At 70.1% G+C, this 24630-nt stretch carries 23 protein-coding genes; 15 read left to right on the forward strand and 8 right to left on the reverse strand.

What is annotated here, in order from left to right:
• Positions 1–6 precede the first annotated feature (6 nt).
• The 4 genes from ABD810_RS35145 (at position 7) to ABD810_RS35160 (ending at position 3116) form a co-directional block, all read left to right on the forward strand.
• A complete protein-coding gene (locus ABD810_RS35145; RefSeq protein WP_344951058.1) occupies positions 7–351 on the forward strand; it encodes an L-rhamnose mutarotase in 345 nt (114 codons plus the stop codon).
• Positions 352–1311: an aldo/keto reductase gene (locus ABD810_RS35150; protein WP_344951061.1), complete on the forward strand. Its 960-nt coding sequence runs from the start codon at positions 352–354 to the stop codon at positions 1309–1311. It begins immediately after the preceding gene.
• Positions 1312–1368: 57 nt separating this feature from the next.
• Positions 1369–2223: an amidohydrolase family protein gene (locus ABD810_RS35155; protein WP_344951064.1), complete on the forward strand. Its 855-nt coding sequence runs from the start codon at positions 1369–1371 to the stop codon at positions 2221–2223.
• A 305-nt stretch (positions 2224–2528) separates the two neighbouring features.
• Complete coding sequence (locus ABD810_RS35160) at positions 2529–3116, forward strand: superoxide dismutase family protein (protein WP_344951067.1); 588 nt, start codon at positions 2529–2531, stop codon at positions 3114–3116.
• A gap of 24 nt (positions 3117–3140) precedes the next feature.
• Here ABD810_RS35160 and ABD810_RS35165 read toward each other — a convergent pair whose 3' ends face one another.
• The gene (locus tag ABD810_RS35165) at positions 3141–4790 is read right to left on the reverse strand and encodes a protein kinase domain-containing protein (protein WP_344951071.1); all 1650 of its coding nucleotides are present in this window, start codon (positions 4788–4790) and stop codon (positions 3141–3143) included.
• An 83-nt stretch (positions 4791–4873) separates the two neighbouring features.
• On the reverse strand, positions 4874–5785 hold the full coding sequence (locus ABD810_RS35170; protein WP_344951074.1) for an EamA family transporter: 912 nt from the start codon (positions 5783–5785) through the stop codon (positions 4874–4876).
• A 231-nt stretch (positions 5786–6016) separates the two neighbouring features.
• Between ABD810_RS35170 and ABD810_RS35175 the strand changes: the two genes are divergently transcribed.
• The 5 genes from ABD810_RS35175 to ABD810_RS35195 all read left to right on the forward strand — a co-directional run bounded on the left by ABD810_RS35175 (position 6017) and on the right by ABD810_RS35195 (position 10460).
• Positions 6017–6535: a toxin-antitoxin system HicB family antitoxin gene (locus ABD810_RS35175; protein ID WP_344951076.1), complete on the forward strand. Its 519-nt coding sequence runs from the start codon at positions 6017–6019 to the stop codon at positions 6533–6535.
• An 83-nt stretch (positions 6536–6618) separates the two neighbouring features.
• A complete protein-coding gene (locus ABD810_RS35180) occupies positions 6619–7467 on the forward strand; it encodes a DUF4097 family beta strand repeat-containing protein (protein ID WP_344951078.1) in 849 nt (282 codons plus the stop codon).
• A 26-nt stretch (positions 7468–7493) separates the two neighbouring features.
• The gene (locus tag ABD810_RS35185; protein WP_344951081.1) at positions 7494–8438 is read left to right on the forward strand and encodes an ATP-binding cassette domain-containing protein; all 945 of its coding nucleotides are present in this window, start codon (positions 7494–7496) and stop codon (positions 8436–8438) included.
• Positions 8435–9226: an ABC transporter permease gene (locus ABD810_RS35190; protein WP_344951084.1), complete on the forward strand. Its 792-nt coding sequence runs from the start codon at positions 8435–8437 to the stop codon at positions 9224–9226. Before ABD810_RS35185 ends, ABD810_RS35190 begins: the two co-directional genes overlap by 4 nt.
• Before the next feature lie 25 nt (positions 9227–9251).
• Positions 9252–10460: a cytochrome P450 gene (locus ABD810_RS35195; protein ID WP_344951087.1), complete on the forward strand. Its 1209-nt coding sequence runs from the start codon at positions 9252–9254 to the stop codon at positions 10458–10460.
• Between the two features lie 82 nt (positions 10461–10542).
• On the opposite strand, the gene ABD810_RS35200 is transcribed toward ABD810_RS35195, so the two are convergent.
• From ABD810_RS35200 to ABD810_RS35225, 5 genes are all read right to left on the reverse strand, one after another.
• Positions 10543–11142, reverse strand: coding sequence for a lytic polysaccharide monooxygenase auxiliary activity family 9 protein (locus ABD810_RS35200; RefSeq protein WP_344951090.1), 600 nt, complete (start codon positions 11140–11142; stop codon positions 10543–10545).
• Between the two features lie 468 nt (positions 11143–11610).
• A complete protein-coding gene (locus tag ABD810_RS35210; RefSeq protein WP_344951093.1) occupies positions 11611–12282 on the reverse strand; it encodes a FadR/GntR family transcriptional regulator in 672 nt (223 codons plus the stop codon).
• 64 nt (positions 12283–12346) lie between these two features.
• Positions 12347–13378: an MBL fold metallo-hydrolase gene (locus tag ABD810_RS35215; RefSeq protein ID WP_344951096.1), complete on the reverse strand. Its 1032-nt coding sequence runs from the start codon at positions 13376–13378 to the stop codon at positions 12347–12349.
• Positions 13375–14535, reverse strand: coding sequence for a steroid 3-ketoacyl-CoA thiolase (locus ABD810_RS35220; protein ID WP_344951099.1), 1161 nt, complete (start codon positions 14533–14535; stop codon positions 13375–13377). The genes ABD810_RS35215 and ABD810_RS35220 overlap by 4 nt, the downstream gene beginning before the upstream one ends.
• A gap of 101 nt (positions 14536–14636) precedes the next feature.
• A complete protein-coding gene (locus tag ABD810_RS35225) occupies positions 14637–15311 on the reverse strand; it encodes a TetR family transcriptional regulator (protein WP_344951102.1) in 675 nt (224 codons plus the stop codon).
• A gap of 178 nt (positions 15312–15489) precedes the next feature.
• Here ABD810_RS35225 and ABD810_RS35230 point away from each other — a divergent pair, with 178 nt between their 5' ends.
• From ABD810_RS35230 to ABD810_RS35255, 6 genes are all read left to right on the forward strand, one after another.
• Complete coding sequence (locus ABD810_RS35230) at positions 15490–17214, forward strand: AMP-binding protein (protein WP_344951105.1); 1725 nt, start codon at positions 15490–15492, stop codon at positions 17212–17214.
• Complete coding sequence (locus tag ABD810_RS35235; protein ID WP_344951108.1) at positions 17214–18305, forward strand: acyl-CoA dehydrogenase family protein; 1092 nt, start codon at positions 17214–17216, stop codon at positions 18303–18305. The genes ABD810_RS35230 and ABD810_RS35235 overlap by 1 nt, the downstream gene beginning before the upstream one ends.
• A complete protein-coding gene (locus tag ABD810_RS35240) occupies positions 18305–19459 on the forward strand; it encodes an acyl-CoA dehydrogenase family protein (RefSeq protein ID WP_344951111.1) in 1155 nt (384 codons plus the stop codon). The genes ABD810_RS35235 and ABD810_RS35240 overlap by 1 nt, the downstream gene beginning before the upstream one ends.
• Positions 19460–19649: 190 nt before the next feature.
• Positions 19650–20492 carry a bifunctional MaoC family dehydratase N-terminal/OB-fold nucleic acid binding domain-containing protein gene (locus tag ABD810_RS35245; protein ID WP_344951114.1) on the forward strand — a complete coding sequence of 281 codons (843 nt, stop codon included), beginning with the start codon at positions 19650–19652 and terminating at the stop codon, positions 20490–20492.
• Entirely contained in the window at positions 20492–20899 is a 408-nt protein-coding gene (locus ABD810_RS35250; RefSeq protein ID WP_344951117.1) for a MaoC/PaaZ C-terminal domain-containing protein, read from the forward strand. The genes ABD810_RS35245 and ABD810_RS35250 overlap by 1 nt, the downstream gene beginning before the upstream one ends.
• Positions 20900–20940: 41 nt before the next feature.
• Positions 20941–22113: a lipid-transfer protein gene (locus ABD810_RS35255; RefSeq protein WP_344951120.1), complete on the forward strand. Its 1173-nt coding sequence runs from the start codon at positions 20941–20943 to the stop codon at positions 22111–22113.
• Positions 22114–22210: 97 nt separating this feature from the next.
• Here the strand turns inward: ABD810_RS35255 and ABD810_RS35260 are convergent, their stop codons facing one another.
• Positions 22211–24286 carry an RNA polymerase sigma factor gene (locus ABD810_RS35260; protein WP_344951122.1) on the reverse strand — a complete coding sequence of 692 codons (2076 nt, stop codon included), beginning with the start codon at positions 24284–24286 and terminating at the stop codon, positions 22211–22213.
• Between the last annotated feature and the right edge of the window lie 344 nt (positions 24287–24630).

The following is a 24630-nucleotide window of genomic DNA, read 5'->3' on the forward strand; positions in this document are numbered from 1 at the left end:
CACCTGATGCAGCGGATCGCCCTGCGCACCCGGCTGAGGCCGGGGGCCGAGGAGACCTACGACAAGGAGCACGCGGTCATCCCCGCCGACCTGGAGGCCGAGATGCGCGAGGCCGGGGTCCACACCTGGAAGATCTGGCGCGACGGCCTCGACCTGTTCCACTACGTCGAGGTGGACGACTACGCCGCCCTTCAGGACAGGCTGAGGGGCAGCGCCGCCAACCAGGCGTGGCAGCTCCAGATGAACCGTCTCCTCGACGGGGACTTCGATCCGGCCGCCACCGGCCTGCGTATGGTCTGGGAGATGGGCGACCCCGGCCAGGGGCGAGCTCCGACGACGAAGGAGAAGTGAGTGCAGAACGGGATCGTGGGGCGGGGCGCGCGGGTGACCGGGTTCGGATTCGGCGCCGCGCCGATCGGCAACCTGTTCTCGGCGATCACCGATGAGCAGGCGGCAGAGACGGTTGAGGCGGCGTGGGCGGCCGGGATCCGCTACTTCGACACCGCCCCGCACTACGGCCTCGGGCTCTCCGAACGCCGGCTCGGCGCCGTGCTCCGCGACCGGCCCCGTGACTCCTACACCCTGTCCACCAAGGTGGGCCGGCTGCTGGTGCCCTCTTCCGGAGGCGGGCGTGACGACCAGGGCTTCGACGTGCCCGCGTCCACCCGCAGGGTCTGGGACTTCTCCCGGGACGGGGTGCGCCGCTCGATCGAGGAGAGCCTCGAACGTCTGGGGCTGGAGTCGGTCGACATCGTCCTGATCCACGACCCCGACGACCACTGGGCGGAGGCGGCCGGCGAGGCGTATCCGGCGCTGGCCGAGCTCCGCGACCAGGGAGTTGTCAAGGCGGTCGGCGTCGGCATGAACCAGTGGGAGATGCTCGCCGGCTTCGTCAAGGAGACCGACGTGGACCTGGTGATGCTCGCCGGGCGCTACACCCTGCTCGACCAGTCGGGCGCGGCCGAGTTGCTTCCCCTCTGCGCCGAGCGTGGCGTGTCGGTGTTCGCGGCAGGAGTGTTCAACAGCGGGCTGCTCGCCACGCATGACGCGACCGGAACGTACAACTACGGCCCCGCTCCCGAGCCTCTGGTCGAACGGGCGCGGCGTATCGCGGCGGTGTGCGAGCGGTACGGCGTCACGCTCCCGCAGGCGGCGCTGGCCTTCCCCGCGCGGCACCCGGCCGTGGTGTCCGTGGTCGCAGGCGCCCGATCCGCCGGGGAGGTCGAGCGCAACGCCGCGCTGGCCGCGGCCCCGGTGCCCGGCGAGCTCTGGACGGCCCTCGCCGACGAGTCTTTGATCGTCTCCGGCTGATCGCCGCCCCGACGTACTCGCCGATTCCGATTCCGACACCGAGCTGGAGAGTCCTCGATGATCGATGCGCATCACCACCTGTGGGACCTGTCGCGCCGGGAGTACCCGTGGATGGCGGGAGAGGCGCTGGCGCCGCTGCGCAGGCCGTATGGAGTCGAGGACCTGCGACGGGAGACGGCGGCAGCGGGCGTCGAGCGCACGGTGCTGGTCCAGACGGTGTGCTCGGTCGAGGAGACCGAGGAGTTCCTCGCGACCGCGGCCGCCTCTGACGGGCTGGTGGCGGGGGTCGTCGGATGGGTCGATCTCACCGCCGCCGACGTGGCGGACGAGATCCTGCGGCTGCGCACCATGCCGGGCGGAGAGCTGCTGGTGGGCATCCGGCACCCGGTGCAGGACGAGGCGGACCCGGAGTGGCTCTCCCGGCCGGACGTGCGGCACGGCGTCCGCGCCGTCGGCCAGGCCGGCCTCGCCTTCGACCTGCTGGTCCTCACGCCCCAGCTTCCGGCGGCGCGCAAGCTGGCCGGGGACCTGACGGGCGTGCGCTTCGTCCTGGACCACGCGGCCAAGCCCCCGATCGCCTCGGACGTCGTCGAACCGTGGGCGAGCGAGATCACGGCCCTGTCCGAGTCGCCCAACGTGGTCTGCAAGCTCTCCGGCCTGGTCACCGAGGCGGTGTGGACGGACTGGGACGCGCCACGCATAGCGCCGTACGGGGACCACGTCCTCACCTGTTTCGGCGCGGAGCGGGTGATGTTCGGATCCGACTGGCCTGTATGCGAGCTGGCCGCCTCCTACGGCCAGGTGGTGGACCTCGCCCACCGGCTCACCTCGGGGCTCACCGAGTCGGAGCGCGAGCAGGTGTTCACCACCACCGCCCAGACGGCGTACGGCCTGAACACTCTTGCCCCCTGAGTCAGCTCATATCTGACATATACCTTTTGTGCACTCCAGCTGGGCGAGAATATCTTCTTCCCCGATATCGAGTGCCGCACCATCGCCTTTGGGAAATGATTGGCCAAGGAATTCGGCATTCTCTATGGGGATGGCGAACTGGCTGGTCGCTGCCTCGTTCCGGGTGTGCGACAAATCAGGCATTTGGCTGGTGATGGGCGTAAGTTGCGCACTCTTAGCGGCATATTGGCCGGATTCATCCCCGTGCCGGGTATATCCGCAAATGTTGGAAGAGGAGTTAATTCGTTGAAGGCAAGGGAGATGCCATGCTGGCGGTGCGCACAGGTCTGACGGCCATGCTCATGCCGTTCACACTGCTCCATCCGGGAGCCACGTCCACGACGCCGCTGTCCGTGCCGATCCGGCACGGCGCCGATCCGGTGCTCGCACTGGGGCGCTTCGTGAGCTACGTGCCCGGGCAGGCGGCCGTCACCTACGACCCGAAACTCGTCCCCGCCGGAGCCGCGGCCGCCGTCGCGTACCTTCCTGTCGGCGAGAAGCAGGCGAACGTACAGCTACGGGTGAGCGGGCTGCTGCCCAACCGCAAGTACGGCGCCCACGTGCACACCAACAGGTGCGGGCCCAAGCCGGAGGACGCGGGGCCGCACTACCAGCACCAGAAGGACCCCGTGACGCCCTCCACGAATCCCAAGTACGCCAATCCCCGCAACGAGGTCTGGCTCGACTTCACGACCGACGCTCGCGGCAACGGGTTCGCCCAGGCCACGCAGGACTGGAAGTTCGGCGACCGGCACCCGCACTCGGTGATCATCCACACCGAGCACACCCATACCGGAGAGGGCCACGCCGGCACCGCGGGCGCGCGGCTCGCCTGCGTCAACGTCGACTTCTAAGGCGGGCCGCCCGCGGCGCACTGGTCAGGAGGCTCGGGCCGCCGTGCCCGAGTACCGGGCCGTCCTGCCTTCGGACGCGGTGACCTGGAACTCCACCTGGTCGAAGCCGCGTGGGAAGAGCCACACCATGCCGGGGTGGCACTGGTCGCCGCGCACCTCGTCGAGCCGGAAGGTCAGCGTCGAGGGCTTCCCGGTCGTCACCTTGATCATCCGCGCCCTACAGTGCAGGTCCGCGCCCCACCTCATGGTGCCCGGTCCGGCGGTGTCGGCGAGGTGCATCTCCACGGGGAACACCCGCCCGGCGGTCGGGTGCTCCGCGGTGCCGGTCCATCTCCCGGCGTACGAGAACGCCGGGGAGGGGCTCTTCGGCGAGGGGTCGCCGGCCGAAGACCACCACAGCCCGGTGGCGACGGCTCCGGCGGTCAGGACGGCGACCCCGGCCACGACGGCGTGCCACCACCGGGACGACCGCCGTGCCGGTTGGGTCTCCACGTCATCCTGTGCGCCTCGGGCGGCATTGGGCGAGGTGACGGTGGCCACGCCGCCACGATCCTGCGTGTCCGGAGTGAAGGTGAGCGTCGAGGGTCCGTCCTCGTCGTCCTCGTCGTCGTCCTCGTCGTCGTCCGGGTCGAGAGTGAGCGTCGTGGGGTCGTCGTCGTGGTCGGCCGGTGGTCCGAAGGTGAGCGTCGACGGGCCGTGGTGCGGGTCGAGTGTCAGCGTCGTGGGGTCCTCGTGCTCGTGACCGGCTCGCGGTTCGAAGGTGAGCGTCGACGGGCCGTCGTCCTCGCCGGCCGGGGATCCGGCGGCCAGGGTGGCGCCGGTTTCCAGTACCTCGCCGGGCGAGGTCGCCGGAAGGGCCACCGCGCCCTGTCCGATGAGCCGCCGCAGCGCCTCCTCGGCGCTCGGCCTCTCCGCCGGGTCGTCGGCCAGGCAGGCCACCACGATGTCGCGCAGCAGCCCGGTGAGCCGGTCGAGATCGGCCTCGCCGAAAAGGATCCGGCCCAGGGTCGCCTCGAAGGACCCGGCGGCGTAGGCGTGCCGGCCGCTGGCGGCGAAGGCCACGGTCAGACCCCAGCCGAACATGTCAGCCGCCGGTCCGGCGCGCTCGCCCTTGAGCTGTTCGGGAGACAGATAGGCCGGTGTGCCCACGGGCACCCTGCCCGTGGTGGACGTGATGTCCATCATCCGGGAGATGCCGAAGTCGATGACGCGCGGACCGTCGGGCCCCAGCAGCACGTTGGCCGGCTTGAAGTCGCGGTGCACGACCCCCGCGCCGTGGATGGCCGCCAGCGCGGTGGCCGTCCCGACCGCGAGACGGTCGAGAGAGCCGCCCGTGCGGGGACCCTCCGTCGTGATGTGCTCCTGGAGCGAGACGCCCTCGACGTACTCGCTGACGATGTAGGGGCGGTCACCGTCGAGGTCGGCATCCAGCACCTGGGCGGTGCAGAAGGGCGCGACCCGCCGTACCGCCTCGACCTCCCCGACGAAACGGCGGCGAGCCCTCTCCTCGTCCAGCCGTGAGTGCATCAGCTTCACCGCGACGTGGGCGCCGGCGGGGGAGACGCCGAGGAACACCACTCCCTGACCGCCACGGCCCAGACGCCCGATCAGCCGATAGCCGCCGAGTTGCTCGGGGTCTTCGGCGCGAAGGGGTGCGGCGGCCGGGGGAGACATGTGCCCATCCCTACCATGACCGCGACCACTCTGTGGGACGGTCGCGAGTGCTGACGGCGGCGGCCCCGGGCGGTGGCTTCGCGTCAGACCGGTTGGTCATGCGGTGTTTCCGGCGCGGGGATGGGCGCCGCGGCGGCTCTCGTACGGGTACGCGTGGCCAGCGTCGCCAGGCCTACCAGGACGATCGCGCCTCCGAGCAGCTCGCCCGCGCTGGGAATCTCGCCGAGCCACACGCGCGCCGCGGCCATGCCGACGATGGGGACCAGCAGGGTGAAGGGCGCCACCGTGGAGGTGGGGTAGCGGCGCATTAACGCGTTCCACGCGCCGAAGCCCACGAATGTGGAGAGCACGACGACATACGCCAGCGCGGCCACCGACCCGGGGTGGAACGTCGTGAAAGCCGTGGCGATCCGGTCCTGGCCCTCGATCACGGCCGAGAGCGCCAGCAGCGGCAGCGGTGGCACCAGGCTGGACCACACCAGCAGGCCGAGGCCGCCCGGCGCCTGCGCCCGCCGGATGCAGACGTTCGCCACGCCCCAGGAGGCCGCGGCGCCGATGGCGAGCAGCAGGGGGAACAGCGGCACCTGCGACCCCCGGCCCATGGCGATCACCAGGATCCCGGCCGAGGCGACGGCGACGCCGAGGACCTGGCGGCGGCCCGGCCGCTCGCCGAGCGCCACGGCGGCGATGCCCAGCGTGAAGATCACCTGAGCCTGCAGCACCAGGGAGCTCAGCCCGGCCGGCATTCCGAGGTGCATCGCGGTGAAGAGCAGGCCGAACTGCCCGGCGCCGAGGAACAGCCCCACCGCGATGATCCATCGGGCCGGTATCGCCGGACGGGGGACCAGGAACACCGCGGGAAGGGCGACGAGCGTGAAACGCAACGCCGCGAACAGCAGCGGGGGAAAGTGCTGGAGCCCGATCTCGATGACGACGAAGTTGACGCCCCATATGACGGCGACGGCCAGGGCGATGAACGAATGCAGGGGACGCACGGGTCCGAGTCTTGACGAACCCCGATCTTACAGTCCAGCTATTTCTTCTAACCGGTACTTGTTAGCTGTGCTACATCCTGTTCACGTCGTCTCCTTGCTCATCATGTCCGGCTTGCCCGACGCATGGCGTCGGTCTGTCGTGATCGACGGAACATCCAGCCTGAGCCAGAGTGATGCCATTCTGAGCCAATATGGCTTGCCGATGGCATCACCGTGTGCCAGAGTGATGCCATGGAACTGACCCCATATGTGGCTTCCCTCGGTCGCGAGCTGCTGACCGCCGTCGAGACCGGTGATGGTGACGCCAGTGCGCTGATCGAGCGGTTGACCGTGTCGATGGAGTCGGCGATCCGGCTCACCCTGCTCGAGGCGTTGTCGGCGGCCGCCGACGAGATCACCCGAGAGCTGGCTCCCGGTTCGGTCCAGGTGCACCTGCGCGGACGTGACCCGAGCTTCGTCGTGACGGTTCGCCAGGCGGAGCAGCCAATCGAGGACACCCCGGAGCCGGGCGCGGTGTCGGCCGATGACGCCGTGGCGAGCTTCGAGGACGGCCCGGTGGCACGGATCAACGTCCGCCTCCCGGAACAGCTCAAGGCCGCGATCGAGGAGGCGGCGGGCAAGGAAGGTCGCTCGCTCAACGCCTGGCTGGTGCGGGCCGCCTCGACCGCGCTGCGTGCCCCGGAGCGCGACCAGGGCTCCGACCGGCGCGGCAAGCGCAGCGCGCAGCGTTACACCGGCTGGGCCCGCTAGCCCACGCCGACACCCGGAACCACCTTCTTCTTTGATCTCCGACCAGCGGAGATGATCTTCTGACCCATTCTGAGGGGATAGCCATGCCGGTTTTCGCCACGCCTGAACTGATTTCCGCCACTATCGAGCTCGCCGTCGGGGACGTGCAGATCATCGCGAGCGACCGGACCGACACCGTCGTCGAGGTGCGGCCGAGCGACGAGTCCGACGAGTCCGATGTGGAAGCCGCGCAGAAGACGCGCGTCGAGTACGCCAACGGCACGTTGACGGTCCGTGGGCCGAAGGCCCGCCTACTCGACCTCTCCAAGAAGTCCAGGTCGGTCGACGTGCTGATCGAACTTCCCACCGGCTCGCACGTGCACGCGGACCTGTCGGTGGCGGACCTGCGCGGCGTCGGCACGCTGGGGGAGTGCCGGATCAAGGCATCGGTCGGGCATTTCCGCCTTGACCAGACAGGACCGCTTCGACTCGGCACCTCCGGTGGTGACATCACCGTCGAAACGGTCGCGGGCAACGCCGACGTCTCCACCGGCACCGGGCGCGTGCGCATCGGCGAGATCGGCGGCGCCGCCGTCATCAAGAACTCCAACGGCACCACCGATATCGGCACCGTCACCGGTGAATTGCAGGTGCGCTCGGCCAACGGCGACATCTCCATCGACCGGGCCGACGCCTTGGTGGACGCCAAGACCTCCAACGGAACCATTCGCGTCGGCCAGGTCACGCGCGACACCGCCACGCTGCACACCTCGACCGGCCACCTCGAAATCGGTGTCGCCGCCGGCACCGCCGCATGGCTCGACCTGAACACCTTGCACGGGCGGGTGGCGAACTCGCTGGAGGGTCTCGGCGAAGCACCGGAGAAGTCCGAGCCCACCGTCAAGATCCACGCGCACACGTCGTTCGGCGACATCACCGTCCGCCGGTCCTGACCAGCTCTCGAAGGGTTCTCATGACCATGTCATCCACATCTGCGATCACGGCCACCGGGCTGCGCCGGTCGTACGGCGACCACGTCGTGCTCGACGGCATCGACCTGGACGTCCCGCGTGGCACCGTCTTCTCGTTGCTCGGTGCCAACGGCGCCGGCAAGACCACCACAGTCAAGATCTTGTCCACCCTGATCCGCGCCGACGGGGGCAGCGCGCGCATCGCGGGTCATGACCTGTCCGCCGAGCCGGACGCGGTGCGTGCCGCGATCGGCGTCACCGGCCAGTTCTCGGCGGTCGACAACCTGCTGACCGGTCAGGAGAACCTGACCCTGATGGCCGATCTGCACCACCTCGGCCGCAAGGCAGGCAGGCGCAGGGCCGTCCAGCTGCTCGAACAGTTCGACCTCGCCGATGCGGCCGGCAAGACGGCGGCGACCTACTCCGGCGGGATGCGGCGGCGGCTCGACCTCGCGATGACGCTGGTCGGCTCACCGCAGGTGATCTTCCTCGACGAGCCGACCACCGGGCTGGACCCGCGCAGCCGCCGCGCCATGTGGCAGATCGTGCGGGAGCTCGTGGCGGGTGGCGTCACCATCTTCCTCACCACCCAGTACCTGGAGGAGGCCGACGAGCTCGCCGACCGGATCGCGGTGCTCGACCACGGGAAGATCGTCGCCGAGGGCACCGCGGACGAGCTCAAGCGGCGCATCCCCGGCGGCCACGTCCTGCTGCGGTTCGCCGACGAGCGCGCCCTCGAATCCGCCGCGCGCGCCGTGGGCCAGCTGTCCCGAGACAGCGACACGCTCGCCCTGCGCATACCGCACGACGGCAGCATCAGGTCGCTCAAGGCGCTGCTCGACCGGCTTGACCAGAACGCGGTCGAGGTCGACTCGCTGACCTTGCACACCCCCGACCTCGACGACGTCTTCCTCGCTCTCACCGGCAACAAGGAGAAGGTGACCGCACGATGAGCACTGTTTCGTACGCCCTGACCGACTCGGCGACGATGCTTCGCCGCAACCTCAAGCGCATGGTGCGCTACCCGTCCATGACAGTGCTGCTCATCGGCATGCCGATCGTCTTCCTGCTGCTGTTCGTCTACGTCTTCGGCGGCACGCTCGGCGCCGGGCTCGGCGGCGTCTCCGGCGGACGTGCGGAGTACGTCAACTACGTCACCCCCGCGATCATCCTGATGACGATCACCTCCGCGGTCCAGGGCACCACCATCGCGATCGCCATGGACATGACCGAGGGCATCGTCGACCGGTTCCGCACCATGGCCATCGCCCGCGTGTCCGTCCTGACCGGACACGTCATCGGCAGCCTCATCCAGACGATGCTCAGCATCGCCGCGGTCATCGGCGTCGCGCTGCTCATCGGCTTCCGGCCGTCGGCGGGGCCCGGCGAGTGGCTCGCCCTCATCGGTGTCCTGGTCATGATGGCCTTCGCCTTCATCTGGCTGTCGGTATCGTTCGGCCTGGCCAGCAAGACCGTCGAGTCGTCGAGCAACATCGGTATGCCGTTGCTGCTGCTCCCGTTCCTGGGCAGCGGGTTCGTCCCGACCGACTCGATGCCGACCGTGCTGCGCTGGTTCGCCGAGTACCAGCCGTTCACGCCGCTCATCGAGACCCTGCGCGGCCTGCTGATGGGCACGCCGATCGGGAACAACGCCGTCATCGCGACCGGCTGGTGCGTCGCCATCGCGCTCGGCGGCTACCTCTGGTCGAAGAAGCTGTTCAACCGCGAGTCCACCCGCTAAGCCGCCCTTGAGCCAAGGAGAAGCGATGCAGCACCAGCAGTTCTCGCCGGTCGGCTCGCTGCCCACCACCCGCCCCGAGGGCCGTCCGTTCGATCCGCCACAGGAACTGGACCGGATCCGTGAGGCGAGCCCGATCACCAGGATGACCTACCCCGACGGGCACGTCGGCTGGCTGGTCACCGGCCACGCCCTGACCCGCGCGGTCCTGGCCGACACCCGGTTCAGCTCCCGGTACGAGCTCATGCACTTCCCGCTGCCGATGCCGGGCCTCACCGAGTTGCCGCCCGCGCCGGTCGGCGATCTCACCGGGATCGACGCGCCCGAGCACACCCGCTACCGCAAGCTGCTCACCGGCAGGTTCACCGTTCGCCGGATGCGGGTGCTCACCGAACGCCTCGAGCAGATCACCGCCGAGCACCTGGGCGCAATGGAAGACCACGGCCCGTCCGTGGATCTGGTCGAGGCGTTCGCCCACCCCGTCCCGGCGATGATGATCTGCGAACTGCTCGGTGTGCCGTACGAGGACCGCGCGACCTTCACCCGGCACGCGAAGGCGCTGACCTCCTCGGGTACGTCCGAGGAGGGGATGTACGCGGCCTGGAACGCGCTGCAGGAGTACGTGCATGGCCTGGTGCGGGCCAAACGCGCGAACCCCACCGACGACGTGCTCAGCGAGCTGACCGCGAGCGACCTGAGCGACGAGGAGGTCGCCGGCCTCGGCGCGTTCCTGCTCGCCGCCGGGCTCGACACCACCGCCAACATGATCGCGCTCGGCACCTTCGCCCTGCTGAACCACCCGGACCAGCTCGCCGCACTGCGTGCCGACCCGAGCGGCGTCGACCGGGCGGTGGAGGAACTGCTGCGCTACCTGACCATCACGCACACCAACGCCCGGGCGGCGTTGGAGGACGTCGAGCTGGACGGGCACCTGATCAGGGCGGGCGAGACGGTCACCCTCGCCGTCCAGACCGCCAACCGCGACCCGGAGAAGTTCCCCGACCCGGACACCCTCGACCTGAGCAGGCAGGCCACCGGGCACCTGGCCTTCGGTCATGGCATCCACCAGTGCCTCGGCCAGCAGCTCGCCCGGGTCGAGATGCGGGTCGCGCTGCCCGCGCTGTTCAACCGGTTCCCGACCCTCCGCCTGGCCGTCCCGGCCGACGACGTTCCGCTGCGCCACAACATGAACATCTATGGCGTGCACCGGCTCGAGGTCACCTGGGGCCGGCGATAGCCGTCATGTCAGGCTCCGGCTGACATGACGGCTCCGCCGGACGCGGGGGCATCCGGCGGAGCGGGTGGCGCGGTCACGCGGGTCAGCTGAAGACGACGTCGCTGCAGATGTAGTACGCCTGGTCCATGTGCGAGGCCTGCCAGATCGTGTACACGACGGCACGGCCGGAGCGGCTGCCGGCGTTCACGTTGATCGAGTAGTTCTGGGTCTGCGGGTAGCGGCCGGTGGTGGTCACCAGCTGCAGGTCGCTCCAGTTCAGCTGCGAGGTGACGGGGTTGAAGCCTGGACGGGTGACGTAGACGCGGAAGTAGTCCGCACCGTGGCTCGCCTGGTCGTACAGCTGGATGGTGAAGTTGCTGCTGATGGTCGTGGTCTTCCAGTCGCCCACGGCGTCCATGGCGTTGTAACGACCACCCTCGGTGCGGCCGCCGCTGCACAGCTGCCCGTTCGGGACCGCCGCCTGGTGGTTGCCACCGACGCCGTTGCGGTAGAGCCCGTTCCAGTTCCACATGGCGTTGGCGTTGGCCCGCCACGCCTGCCAGCACATGGGGTCCTGCTGCTGCATGGCGGGGTTCAGGTGGTCGTTGCCCCAGCGCTGGTGACAGCCGTAGACGCGGGACGCCGGGTTGATGACCGACCCGTGCGCGGACGCGGCGTCGGCCCAGGGGACCAGGAAGAGCATGGCTGTGGACATCAGGGCCAAGGCGCGAAGCGCCCAGCGGGGCCTTCTTGCGTGATCATGACGATGCATTGTGCGGTCTCCGTGTTCCGGGCAGAGGATTCCGGTCGATGGGAGCGCTCCCAAGTTAGGGGGATATTAACTGACGCCTCTTGGTTGGAAAACCTGACGGAACACGGTCGAAACTTTCGGGTCGTCCCCAGAACCGGTTCATGGCTGTGACGAGGGTGAAGGTCCTTTCCCGCGAAGCCGCTGATCGGTGAATGTTTCATGTCGGCTCAGCCCGGTCGCGCGCCCGAGGGCTGTCGAACCTGGAGATCGCGCGCGTCCTGGTGGTGAGCCTCTCCACCGTCAAGACCCACGTGGCCGGGCGTCCTTGCCAAGATCGGCCGCCGTGACCGCGTCCAAGCGGTCATCTACGCCTGCGAGCACGGCGTCGTCGAACCGGGCGACGGCAGGTGAGGGCGTCCGTCAGAGTGCCGAGCGGAGCCACTGCTCCACGCCGGCCACGTGGACGGTGGCCCAGGCGCGGGCGACGTCCGGCTGGCGCGAGGCGATGGCCTCGTAGATCGCCAGGTGCTGCTCCTGGGTCTTGACGGTGGCCCCCTCCTGGGTGAGGCCACGCCAGATCCGGGCGCGGGTGGTGGGGCCGGAGAGGCTCTCGATCAGCGAGGAGAGCACGGTGTTGCCGGACCCCTTGGCGATGCGCTGGTGGAATTCCAGGTCGTTGGCCACGAGCTGCTCGACGCTGGGGTCGTCGGGGAGGGCGTCGAGGATGCCACGCAGATCCTCGATGTCGTCCGGGCCCATGTTGACCGCCGCCATAGCCGTCGCCGACGGCTCCAGGATGCGCCGGACCTGGAAGAACTCCAGCACGGTGTCGTCGCGGTGGAAGTCGACCACGAAGGAGAGGGCGTCGAGCAGAAGCCGTGGCTCCAGGCTGGTGACGTACGTGCCGTCGCCCTGCCGCACGTCGAGGACGTTGATCAGGGCCAGTGCCCGCACGGCCTCGCGCAACGAGTTGCGGGAGAGGCCGAGCCGCTCTGCCAGGTCGGCCTCCTTCGGCAGCCTCGCGCCGGGGGCGAGCTCACCCGAGACGATCATGTCCTTGATCTTGTCGATCGCAGCGTCCGTGACCGCCACGGAGTCACCACCCCTAATGTTTCACAGTTCACGCCAGACATCGGATGTCTATGAGTGTATGCGGTCAGCGTGACGCGGCTGTGAACCGTACTGGATCACCGGGAGCCCCAGGTACGCGACGGATTGTCCCGCGGACCTCCAATGTTCGCAGGTGCGCGGCGGCCTCGCCCGCCGCCATCCCCCGCTGCATCGGGCCGAGATCGGTCCAGGGCCGGTTCCAGACCATCTGCTCGGCGACGTCCCAGATCGTCAGGGCGTCCGGGGAGAGCGCGGTGATCTGGTCGAGCAGCCGTTCCAGCTTCTCCTCGTGGTGGACGCGGATCTCGGCGGTGCGGGCGGCCACGTCCGGGAAGGTCCATTCGTGGGCGGGAAGGGCGTCGAGGTCGCCGAGGTCCGCCACGCGGTCCAGGGACCCGAGGAAGTCGCCCAGCGGATCCACGTCGTCCCTGTCGTACGGATAAAGCCCGATATGAGGGGTAATGCCTGGCAGAACGTGGTCACCGGTGAAGAGGCGGCCGGCGTCCTCCAGGTGCAGGCAGACGTGCCCCGGAGTGTGCCCGGGAGTCCACACCGTGCGCAGCCTGCGGCCCGGCAGGTCGATCAGATCCCCGTCCCGGAGTTCCAGGTCGGGCAGCGCGGGGGGATCGGGACGGCTGGACGAGGCGACCGCGTCCGCGTCCACTCCGGCGCCCGCCCGGCGCATCATGTCGGCCTGGAAGTTCCGGTGCAGGTCGCCGGCCATGCCGCGGATCAGCCGTACGAGCGCGACGTCCGCCTCGTGCATGGCGATCCAGCCACCCGACTCCTCCCGCACCCGCCCGGCCAGCCCCGCGTGGTCGGGATGGTGGTGCGTGACGACCACCCCGCGCACCGTACGGACGTCGATGCCGACCGCGGCGAGCCCGTCGCGAAGCGCCAGCCAGGCGTCCTGGTGGTTCCACCCGGCGTCCACGAGCACCGGCCCGGCCGGGGACTCCACGGCGTACACCAGCGTGTAGCCGAGAGGATTGCCGGGAATCGGCACCGGGACGCTCCACACTCCGCCACCGAGGTCCTCGGGCCGCTGCGCACTGTACGGCCTGCGACGCGTTTTCACACCCGCTCGAGAATCGTGGCGGTGGCGAGGGCGCCTCCGGCGCACATCGTGACCAGGGCGGTCGAGGAGTCAGACCTCTCCAGCTCGTGGAGGGCCGTGGTGATCAGGCGCGAGCCCGTCGCGCCGACAGGATGGCCGAGCGCGATGGCCCCACCGCTCACGTTGACCTTCTCCATCTCCGGTTGGTGCGCCGTCGCCCAGGACAGCACGACGGCGGCGAACGCCTCGTTCACCTCGAACCTGTCGATGTCGTCCATCTTCATGCCCGACATGGCCAGCACCTTGGCGGTGGCGTCCACGGGACCGTCCAGGTGGTAGTACGGCTCGGCGCCCACCAGCGTCTGGGCCAGGATGCGGGCGCGCGGGCGCAGCCCCTGCCTGGCGGCGGCCTCCTCGCTCATCAGCAGCACGGCCGCCGCGCCGTCGGAGATCTGGGAGGAGGTGCCCGCCGTGTGCAGGGCGTCCTCGCCGAGCACGGGCTTCAGCCTGGCCAGCCCTTCGAGGGTCGTGTCCCGCAGGCCCTGGTCTTTGGTGACGGTACGGCTCTCACCTGACGGCTGCCCGTCGTCGCCGAGGACGGGCACGGTGACCGGAATGATCTCGCGCTGGAACCGGCCGTCGGCCCACGCCTTGGCCGCGAGTCGCTGGGAACGCGCGCCGAACCAGTCGAGCCGCCCACGCGTGAGCCCGCGGCGCCTGGCGATGCGCTCGGCGGAGGTGAACTGGTCCGGCAGGTCCACGGACCAGTCGTCCGGCCGGGGGTTGGCGGGGCGCACGTTGCTGCCGAGCGGCTGGCGGCTCATCATCTCGACGCCGCAGGCGATGCCCGCGTCGATCACCCCCGCCTGTATCAGCGCCGCGACGAGGTGCACCGCCTGCTGGGACGAGCCGCACTGGGCGTCCACGGTCGTCACCCCCGTCTGGTACGGCAGGCCGGCGTAGAGCCAGGCGTACCGCCCGACGTGCCCGCCCTGCTCGCCCGCCTGGGTCACGCATCCCGCGAACGCCTGGCCGATGGTCGAGGGGTCGACGCCGGACTTCTCGACCACGCCCTTCATCGCCGCCGCGAGCAGCGCCTGGGGTTTCAGCCCGGCCAGCCAGCCGTTGCGCTTGCCGATCGGGGTGCGTACGGCCTCGACGATCACCGGCGTGCCCATGCGGGCCTCCTCAAGGTTCGAACATAGTTCTAGCCGAGACTGTAACCGGTTCTATTTTGGGACGGAAGACCCGCCCGTGGCCTGCGACGACTCCGGCGTTCTCAGTCTCCGAAGTCGGCGAGCAGGCGCACGGCGGCGATTTCGATGCGGCGCTGGATCTGCTCATAGGTGCGCCGGCCGCGCAGCATTTCGAGCAGTTCGTGCACCCACACGCTGGCCAGCGAGCCCGCCAGGGCGAATTCCTCCTCGGTCGCCGACTGCGCGGTGAGGCCGTCGCCCGAGACACGCAGGAGCAGGCCCGCCATGCGGTCGCCGAAGGGGGTGTCGACCTCGGCCATGATGAGGGAGCGGATCAGGGCGTCGGCGAGCTCAGGTTCGCGCATGAGGCCGCGGGTGGCCCGCATCAGCACGTCGACGGCCCGGCCGGCCGGGGACTCCGCGCTCGGGGGCCGGCGCTCGATGCTGCTCTCGAGGAGGTCGATCTCCTCGCCCACGACGGCGACGACCAGATCCATCTTGGAGGGGAAGTAGCGGTAGAGGGTGCCGAGGGCGACTCCGGCGCGCTCGGCGACGGTCCTCATCTGCATGGCCTCGACGCCACCTCGTGAGGCGAGGGCGGCGGCGGCCTGGACGATGCGCTTGCGCCGCTGGTGCTGGCTGCGCGTGCGGACGCCGGAGGAGACCGGGGCCGCCGGGGGCGGGTGCACCACGTGATCGTCGCCGTCGGCGCCGGTGGGAACCGGGACGGCTGTGGTGCCGGCATGCGGGGTACGCATAAGAACACGTTACCGGATTACTCGCAGGTAGGGCTTGTTACTCGCCAGTCACAAAGAATGCCGGTCTTGCATGACGTTTGTGTTGCGAGGAGATATCTGGCCGCTGCTCGAGAAATGACCCTGGACACAGATTAGAATCTGTTCTAGTTTGCGGCTGACCAGGCTCATGGGAGGCGTCATGTCGGCGGACACGCTCGCGGGGCTGCTCCGGGCGCGGGCTGGGGACGACCGTCCTGGCCTGCTGTTCGAGGAGCAAGCATGGACCTGGCGCGCGTACGTCGCCGGATGCCGCGACCGCGCCGCCTGGCTCGACGCCGCCCACCGCGCCCGGCACGACGCCGCCGCCCACCGCGGCTCGCCGGAGCGGGCGAGTGGCCAGACCTCCGGCCCGGACGGCGCCACCGAGCCGTCGCACGTCGGGGTCCTGTTCGACAACGTGCCGGAACTGCTGCTCCTGCTGGGCGGCGCCGCCCTGTCCGGGCACGTCATCGTGGCCCTGAACACCACCAGGAGCGTGGAGGAGCTGGCGCGAGACGCGCGGGCGACGCACGTCGCCGTGATCGTCCACGAGGCCTCGTACGCCGGGATCGCCACGGCCCTCGCCGGAAGGCTGGAGGTCGAGGCGGTCTGCGTGGATCCGCGGGGCGGCGGCGACCCGCCCGCGCCCGCCGCGGTGGAATCGGGCGCCGTTCCCCGCCAGAGCGGGGATCCGGCGCCGGAAGACCTGGTGATGCTGATCTTCACGTCCGGCACCTCCGGGCAGCCCCGCGCGGTCAGGGTGACGCAACGCAAGATCGCGCTGCCGGGCGTGAGCCTCGCGGCGATGCTGACGCCGCAGGACGTCGTCTACTGCTCGATGCCGCTCTTCCATTCGGGTGCGATCATGGCCGCCTACGCGCCCGCCGTCGCCTCGGGCGCCGCACTGGTCCTGCGCAGGCGCTTCTCCGCCTCCGGCGTGCTGCCCGACGTGCGGCGGTACGGCTGCACCTACCTGCACTACGTCGGCAAGGCCCTGTCGTACGTCCTCGCCACGCCCGAGGAGCCGGACGACGCGCGCAACACGCTCAAGATCGCATTCGGCAACGAGGGGAGCGCGACCGCGGTCAGGCGGTTCGGGCAGCGGTTCGGCTGCCGCGTCATCGACGCGTTCGGCTCGACGGAGACCGCCATCGCGATCACCCCCGACCCCGCGGGGCCGCCCGGATGCCTGGGACGCCTGCCCGAAGGCGTGGAGATCCGAGATCCGCTCACCGGCCGCCCGTGCCCGCCCGCGATCATCGAGGGCGGCCGGTTGCTGAACGCGTACGAGGCCATCGGCGAGCTGGTCAACACGCGAGGGCTCGGCCTGTTCGACGGCTACTACAACGACCCGCAGGCCGACGGCGAGCGCGTACGGAAGGGCGAGTTCTGGAGCGGGGACATGGCGTACGCGGACGCCGACGGCTACGTGTTCTTCTCCGGGCGCGGTACCGAGCGCCTGCGGGTGGACGGCGAGAACCTGGCCGTCGCCCCGATCGAGGGCGTGATCCGCGAGTTCCCCGGGGTCATCGAGGCGGCGGTCTATCCGGTGCCCGACGCGGCGGCCGGTGACCAGGTGATGGCCGCGCTGGTGCTCGAAGGGGACTTCGACCCGCAGGCGTTCGCCGCCTTCCTCGCGGGCCGCGGCGATCTGAGCGGCAAGGCGCTGCCCCGCTACGTGCGCGTGGCCAAGGAGCTTCCGCAGACCCCCTCGCACAAGGTGGTCAAGCGCCTGCTGGCCGCGCAGGCATGGCGGGCCGGCGATCCGGTCTGGTGGCGCTCCCCGGCGGCACCGGCGACCTTCAGGCAGATCACGCCGCTGGACCTGGCGGCGATCGAGGACGAGTTCACCCGGCACGGACGGCACCACCTTCTGGAGCGCTGATGGATTTCACCCTGGACGAGACACAGGCGGAGCTGAAGGAGCTGGCCGCGGGCGTGTTCGGCCGCGAGGCCACCCCCGAACGCCTCGCGGACCACGAGAAGAGCGGCAGGCCGTACGACGCCGCGCTCTGGAAGGCGGTGGCCCAGGCGGGGCTGATCGGGGTGTGCCTGCCCGAGGACGTGGGAGGCGCGGGGCTTGGCGCGGTGGAGATGGCCGTGATCCTGCGCGAGGCCGGGGCCCGCGTGACGCCCGTCCCGATCCAGGACGGCCTGGTCGCGGCGATGGTCATCGGGCGATACGGCTCGGCCGCGCAGCGGGCGAGCCTGACCCGCCTGGCCGAGGGAGAGACCGTGCTGAGCGTGGCGCTCCTGGAGCCGGGCCGGGATCTGGGCACGACGCCCACGACGACGGCACGGCGATCGGGCGACGGGGATGGATGGCTGCTTTCCGGGCGCAAGACCATGGTCTCCTACGCCGCCGAGTCCGAGGCGATCCTCGTGCCCGCACGAACCGAGCAGGGCACCGGGGTCTTCCTGGTGAGTCCGGAGGCGGCGTCCGTACACGCCGTTCCGGCCTCCACGGGGGAGCCCGCCGCGGCCCTCGGCCTGGACGACACCCCCGGCGAGCTGGTCGGCGACCTCGACGGCGCGGCCTTCGGCACGCTGCGGCTGCTCTCCCTGGTCGCGATCACCGCCGGCGCGTCGGGCGTGCTCGCCGGGGCGCTGCGGCTGACCACGGAGTACATCAGGACCCGCAGGCAGTTCGACCGCGCGCTCGCCGAGTTCCAGGCGGTCACGGTGCAGATCGCCGACGTCTACATCGCCGGCCGCGCGCTCGACGTGGCGGTCTGGTCGGGCGCCTGGCGGGTCGACGAAGGGCTCGACGAGGAGGCCGAACTTGACCTGGCCGTCGCCGCGCACACGGCCACCGACGCCGCGCTCGTCGCCCTCTACACCTGCCAGCACCTGCACGGCGGCATCGGCCTCGACGTGACCTACCCGCTGCACCGCTACTTCGCCTGGGGCAAGCACCGAGCCCACCTCCTCGGTGGCGTCGAGGCCAGGCTCGACACGATAGGAGCGCTCGTCTGATGCTGATCGACCTCACCCCCGAGCAGAAGCGGCTCCGCGACGAGCTGCGCGAATACTTCACCGCCTGCCTGTCCGACGAGGACCGCAAGAAGATCGCCGAGGACCCGTTCGGCGAGGCGTACATCGAGCACTGCCGCAGGCTCGGCCGAGACGGCAAGCTCGGCCTCGGCTGGCCCAAGGAGTTCGGCGGGGGCGGCCTCGGGCCCCTGGAGCAGCAGATCTTCGCCAACGAGATCGCCCGTGCCGAGGTGCCGTACCCGATCATCACGCTGCAGACCGTCGGCCCGACCCTGATGCAGTACGGCACGCCGGAGCAGAAGGAGTTCTTCCTGCCCCGGATCCTCGCCGGTGACTGCCACTTCGCCATCGGGTACAGCGAGCCCGGAGCCGGCACGGACCTGGCCTCCCTGCGGACCACCGCCGTCAAGGACGGCGACCACTACGTCGTCAACGGGCAGAAGATCTTCACCTCCGGCGCGCACTACTCCCAGTACATCTGGCTGGCGGCGCGTACGGACCCCGGCGCCAAGAAGCACCGCGGCATCTCGATGATGATCGTCGACACGACGGACCCGGGATTCTCCTGGACGCCGATCATCACGATGGACGGGCGGCACCACACCAACTCGACGTACTACTCAGACGTCCGCGTGCCGGTGAACATGCTGGTCGGCGAGGAGAACAAGGGCTGGGACCTCATCGTCAACCAGCTCAACCACGAGCGGGTCACGCTCGGCCCTGCGGGCAACATCGCCCGCGTGTACGACCGCTTCGCCGCGTGGGCGCGGCGGACCGGGGCCATCGAGGAGCCCGCGGTGCGGCGGGCCATCGGGCGCGTCTACGCCTACTTCCGCACCAACGAACTGCTGAACTGGCAGGTCGCCGCCAACATGGGCCTCGGCTGGCTCGGAGCGCCCGACGCGTCCGCCACCAAGATCTACGGATCGGAGCGCATGCAGGACGTGGGCAGGATCGTGGGGGAGACGCTGGCGCGGTACGGCGATCCTTCCGACCCCGAGACCGCGGCCTTCGTCGGCTCGCTGGACCACGGGGTCAAGGGCGCGGTCGTGCTGACCTTCGGAGGCGGGGTCAACGAGGTCCAGCGCGAGCTCATCGCGATGCTCGGCCTCCAGCTTCCGCGGCCCCCTCGATGAGGCCCGCTCGCGACCGCCTCGCCGGACCACCCGATGTACCACCCGGCACCGTGCCGGGGAGCGCTGAGGAGAGAGATTGACCACGACGGCTGAAACGAGCATCCACGAACGGCTCGCCGTCCTCGCGGAGCGGCAGATCGCGGTGGGTGAGGTACGGGGGGTCGCCGCCACGGACCCGGTCAACCTGCCGATGATCCACCACTGGACCGACGCGATGGGGGACGCCAACCCGGTCTACACCGACGAGGCGTTCGCCGCCGCGAGCGTGCACGGGGAGATCGTCGCCCCGCCGGCGATGGTCCAGGTGTGGACGATGCCGGGGCTGAAGCGTGACAAGGGCGCGCCGGGTCCGGTGGACGAGGTGCTGGCCACCCTCGACGAGGCCGGCTTCACCGGGGTGGTCGCCACCAACTGCGAGCAGACCCACCACCGGTACCTGCGGCTGGGAGAGCGGCTCGTGCCGGCCACGCGGATGACAGGTCTCTCCGGACCGAAGACCACGGCGCTCGGCGTGGGATATTTCGTGACCTGGCTGGTCACTTGGTACTCCGAGCACGAACCAGTCGCGGAAATGATGTTCCGGGTATTGAAGTTTCGTCCCCGGGAGAAGAAAGCAGCGCCCGAAGAGCGGCGGCCGTACCCCATGAAACCGGCCGTCAACAGGGACACCGCGTTCTTCTGGGAGGGTGTAAGGGAAGGCGAGCTCCGGATCCAGAAATGCGGCGACTGCGGTGAGCTGCGTCATCCACCGGGACCGATCTGCCCGTCATGCCGGTCGGTGAACCGGACGTACACGGTGGCCGGCGGGCTCGGTGAGGTCTACAGCTTCGTCGTGCACCACAATCCGCCGGTGCCGGGAATCAAGACGCCTTTTGTGGTGGCGGTAGTGGAATTACCGGAAGGCGTGCGCATTGTCGGCAATGTCATGGAATGCCCGCCAGAGAAGGTGGGTATCGGTATGCCGGTGCGGGTGACATACCAAGAGATGGACGACGAACTTATCCTGCCGATGTGGGTACCCCGGGAGTCGTGATGCGCACACTGACCGAAGACGAGATCGAGCGCGGCACCGTGCTCCCCCCGCTGCGCATCGAACTGACCCCGACGACGGTCATCTCGACGGCACTGGCCACCATGGACTTCACCCCGGTGCACCACGATGTCGAGCGTGCGACCGCTCAGGGCTCCAAGGACATCTTTCTGAACATCCTGACGACCATGGGGCTGGTGGAGCGCTACGTCACCGACTGGGTCGGGCCGGAGGCCTTGATCCGTGGCATCAACGTCAGGCTGGGGGTCCCCGCGTACGCCGGAGACACGCTGACCTTCAGCGGCACCGTCCTGTCGCGCGAGGGCGGCGAGGTGACCGTCGAGGTGCGCGGCGCCGTCAGCCTGGGCGACCACGCCACCGGCACCGTCCGCTTCTGCCTCCCCGGCTGAAGCCGGCCGTCATCTGAGCCGTCATCTGAAAGGCACACCACGTGTACTCGCTTTCCGGTCGTACGGCCGTCGTGGGCATCGGCGCCACCGAGTTCTCCAAGGACTCCGGTCGCTCGGAGCTCCAACTGGCCGCCGAGGCCGTCTTCGCCGCGCTCGACGACGCCGGGCTGTCGCCGTCCGAGGTGGACGGCCTCGTCACCTACACGCAGGACGGCAACCAGGAGATCGCCGTCGCGCGTGAGGTGGGCATCGGCGACCTGTCCTTCTTCTCGCGGGTTCACTACGGGGGAGGGGCCGCCTGCGGCACGGTGCTGCACGCCGCCATGGCGGTCGCCACCGGGGCCGCGTCGACCGTCGTCTGCTACCGGGCCTTCAACGAGCGGTCCGGGCGCAGGTTCGGCCAGCCGGACGCCCGCCTCGGCGGCGAGCCCTCGTCGCAGGGCATCGAGATGAGCTGGCACGTGCCGTACGGGCTGATGACGCCGGCCGCCTGGGTCGCGATGTTCGCCCGGCGGTACATGCACACCTACGGCGCGACCTCGGAGGACTTCGGCCGGGTCGCCGTGGCCATGCGCCGCCACGCGGCCGCGAACCCGGCGGCGTGGTTCTACCAGCGGCCGATCACGCTGGAGCAGCACCAGCAGTCCAAGTGGATCGTGGAACCGCTGCACCTGCTGGACTGCTGCCAGGAGAGCGACGGCGCCGTGGCACTGGTCGTCACCTCGGCCGAGCGGGCGAGGGACCTGAGGAGATCCCCGGCGATCCTCACCGCGGCCGCGCAGGGCTCGGGCGCGGGGCAGATGATGATGACGAGCTACTACCGCGATGACATGTCGGGACTGCCGGAGATGGGCGTGGTAGGGCGTGGTTTATGGGAAATGTCGGGAATGTCGCCACAAGATATGCAGGCGGCGATTCTCTACGACCACTTCACGCCTTTTGTGCTGAGTCAGCTGGAGGAGCTGGGATTCTGCGGCAGGGGTGAGGCCAAGGACTTCATCGCCGGCGGCGGGATCGAGATCGACGGGCACCTGCCGGTCAATCCGCACGGCGGGCAGCTTGGCGAGGCGTACATCCACGGCATGAACGGCATCGCCGAGGCCGTGCGCCAGATCAGGGGAACGTCCGTCAACCAGGTGGCCGATGTGCACAACGTCCTGGTCACGGCCGGCACCGGCGTCCCGACCAGCGGCCTCATCCTCTCCCAGGACTGACCTGCCGGCTCGCCTTGGGCCGACCCGCCGCCCCTCCTTGGGCCTTGGGCCGACCTGCCCGCCCTCCTTGGGCCTTGGGCCGACCTGTCAGCCCTCCTCAGGGTGTGACGATCGTGGGAACGGCGAAGAAGACGATCATCGCGATCGCGATGCAGACGATGAGCCCGCCCAGTTCCCACAGCCAGTCGTAGTGGTGCTCGCCCAGCTTGATCGGCTTGGGCCGCTCGTGCCTGTGAGGCCGCGCCGCCCGCGCCACCGCCGTCGGCGGGTCATCGGCAGGAGTCGCCGCGTCCGCGGCGGGCGTCGTGGCCTGCGCGGCGGGTGTGGTGGCCTGTGCGGCGGGTGTGGTGACCTGCGTGGTGGGCGTCGTGGCCTGTTCCGTGGGTGTCGCGACCTGTACTGGAGGGGTAGCGGTCCGCTGGGACGTTTCCGGCGTCCTGTCGGCGGCGGGCGCCACCTTCCTGTCGGTGAGGATCTCCGGCTCGGCGAGGGGCGCTGCCGCCTCCGGCTTCACCGGGGTCGCCGGGCCTGAGGAAGGCGCCTGCTCGGCCGGCGTCCGTGTGAGGGCGGCCCTGACCGCGGCGAGAAGCGCGGTGACGGCCTTGACGGCCTTGCCGGAGATGCCTTCCGCGGGCTCTCCGGCACCCTCTGCCGCCGCCTTCGCCTCAGGGCCTTCGGTGACCGGGGCCGGCTCCGAGGACGGGAACGGGTTCGGGACCGTGGACCGGGCCGGGACGTGGAACGAGACCGGGGCGGGCAACGAGGCCGGGGCGGGGAACGAGGCCGGGGCGGGGAACGAGACCGGGGCGGGCAACGAGCCGGACGCCCTGGTCACGTCCGTGGGGGCGGGGCTGGGCGGCGCATCGGTGGAGGGGCCGTCGGCCACGGAGGACGGGCGGCCTCGGGTGAAGGTCCGCCGCAGGTTGGGCCGTTTGCCGCTGGCCAGCGTCCTGCTGAAGGACGACGCCCTTTCGGTGGACGCCTCGCGCTCGGCGGCAGAGCGACCGTCCACGGCCGGGGAGCCGCCGGTGGCGGAAGCCATCGGCCAGACGGGAGTGCCCGGCATGTCCGGCATGTTCGGTGTAGCGGGTGTGGCCGGTGTGGCCGGTGTGGCCGGTGTGGCCAGTGCCGGCGGTGTGCCCGCGCCGATCCGAGGGATCGGCCCGGTCGGCGCGTCCTCCGACGCCAGTGCGTCGCGGAAGGGCCCGGAGGCGTCCTTCGAGGGCGCGGGGGTGGTGCGGGAGGGTGCCGGGGTGGTGCGGGACGGTGCGGGGGTGACGAGCACGTCCGGGGGGACCGGGGCCGACGCGGGCCTGCGCCGGGGACGGGCGAACCGACCTGAGGCCGCGTGGCCGGGCGCTCCGGGGCCGGACGCCTGCACCTTGGGCATCGGCTCGGTGGTGGCCTCGTGCCGGGACCTGACACCGGGCTCAGGAGGCGTCAGCTCCTTGGCGGGGAAGACGCCGGTGTTGGTGATGGGATTGGGCTCGGCCAGAGGCAGCGGCCACCTGGGCGTGGTGGGCCAGAGGCGCTTGCTCCCCGTTCGCGTGGCGGTGGCCGTGGTCGCGTTCTCGGGGATCGCGCTGAGGATCCGCACGCGCAGGCTTCCTGGCGGCAGGCGCCAGGGCAGGCGCGCCAGAGCGCTCTCGGCGGAGGAGACCGCGAGGTCGGCGTACGCCTCGGCCGCCTGCGTGGGCACGAGCGCGGCGGACCGCGCGGAGGCGACGGCGGTGGCGAGGGAGTGGGTGAAGCGGTGGCGAGCGCTGATGACGAGCTGCTCGGCGGTGTCGGCCGCGACGTCGAGGACCCAGGCCAACTCGACGGTGTCCAGCCCGCACACGGCCGAGAGCAGCAGGACCTCGCGCTGGTGCGGGCGGACCTCACGTACCACCTGCTCGACCAGCGCGGTGGCGGGGTCGACGCGGGGGTCGACGGAGGGGAAGACGTAGGCGACGTCGCGCCGGTAGATCTCGCGGCGGGCGAGCGCGTACAGCGCGGCGCGCGGAGGCTCTACGGCCGGGACGTTGGTGAGAACGGCCACCAGGGCGTCAGCGGCGGAGGCGGTGTCGCCGAGCTGATCGTGGCAGTACGCGAACAGCCCGGCGGCGTGACGGTCGTAGAGCTCGGCGATCAGCTCGCCCTGCGGGCGGCCATCGATGAGCGATTGGGTCACGGCCGGTTCCTCTGGAATTCTCGAGCGGGCTGGTGGGTTTGGCCTGACTGAGGAGGAGAGAGGGAAGCTCGGGACCCAATCATGCCTGGGGTGCGCCAGGGACCGCACTAATCGATGCCACTTTGATAGATATCGCGAAAGTACCAGGGAGAAGCGGTCGGACAGCGAGCATTCGCTCATTTCTGAAATGCTGACAAGTCAGTATGACGGGTGTCCTGGGACAGTTCGGCGGAGATCACCTAGGCTGTGACCGGGGAGATCAAGTAGACCTGCGGTCGGGCCGTCACCTACCGTGGGGGCTGCCGAGCGGGGTGGGAGCTGTGCGCAGCCGACTCGACGATTCC

This window comes from Sphaerisporangium flaviroseum (assembly GCF_039537005.1).
GTDB lineage: Bacteria > Actinomycetota > Actinomycetes > Streptosporangiales > Streptosporangiaceae > Sphaerisporangium > Sphaerisporangium flaviroseum.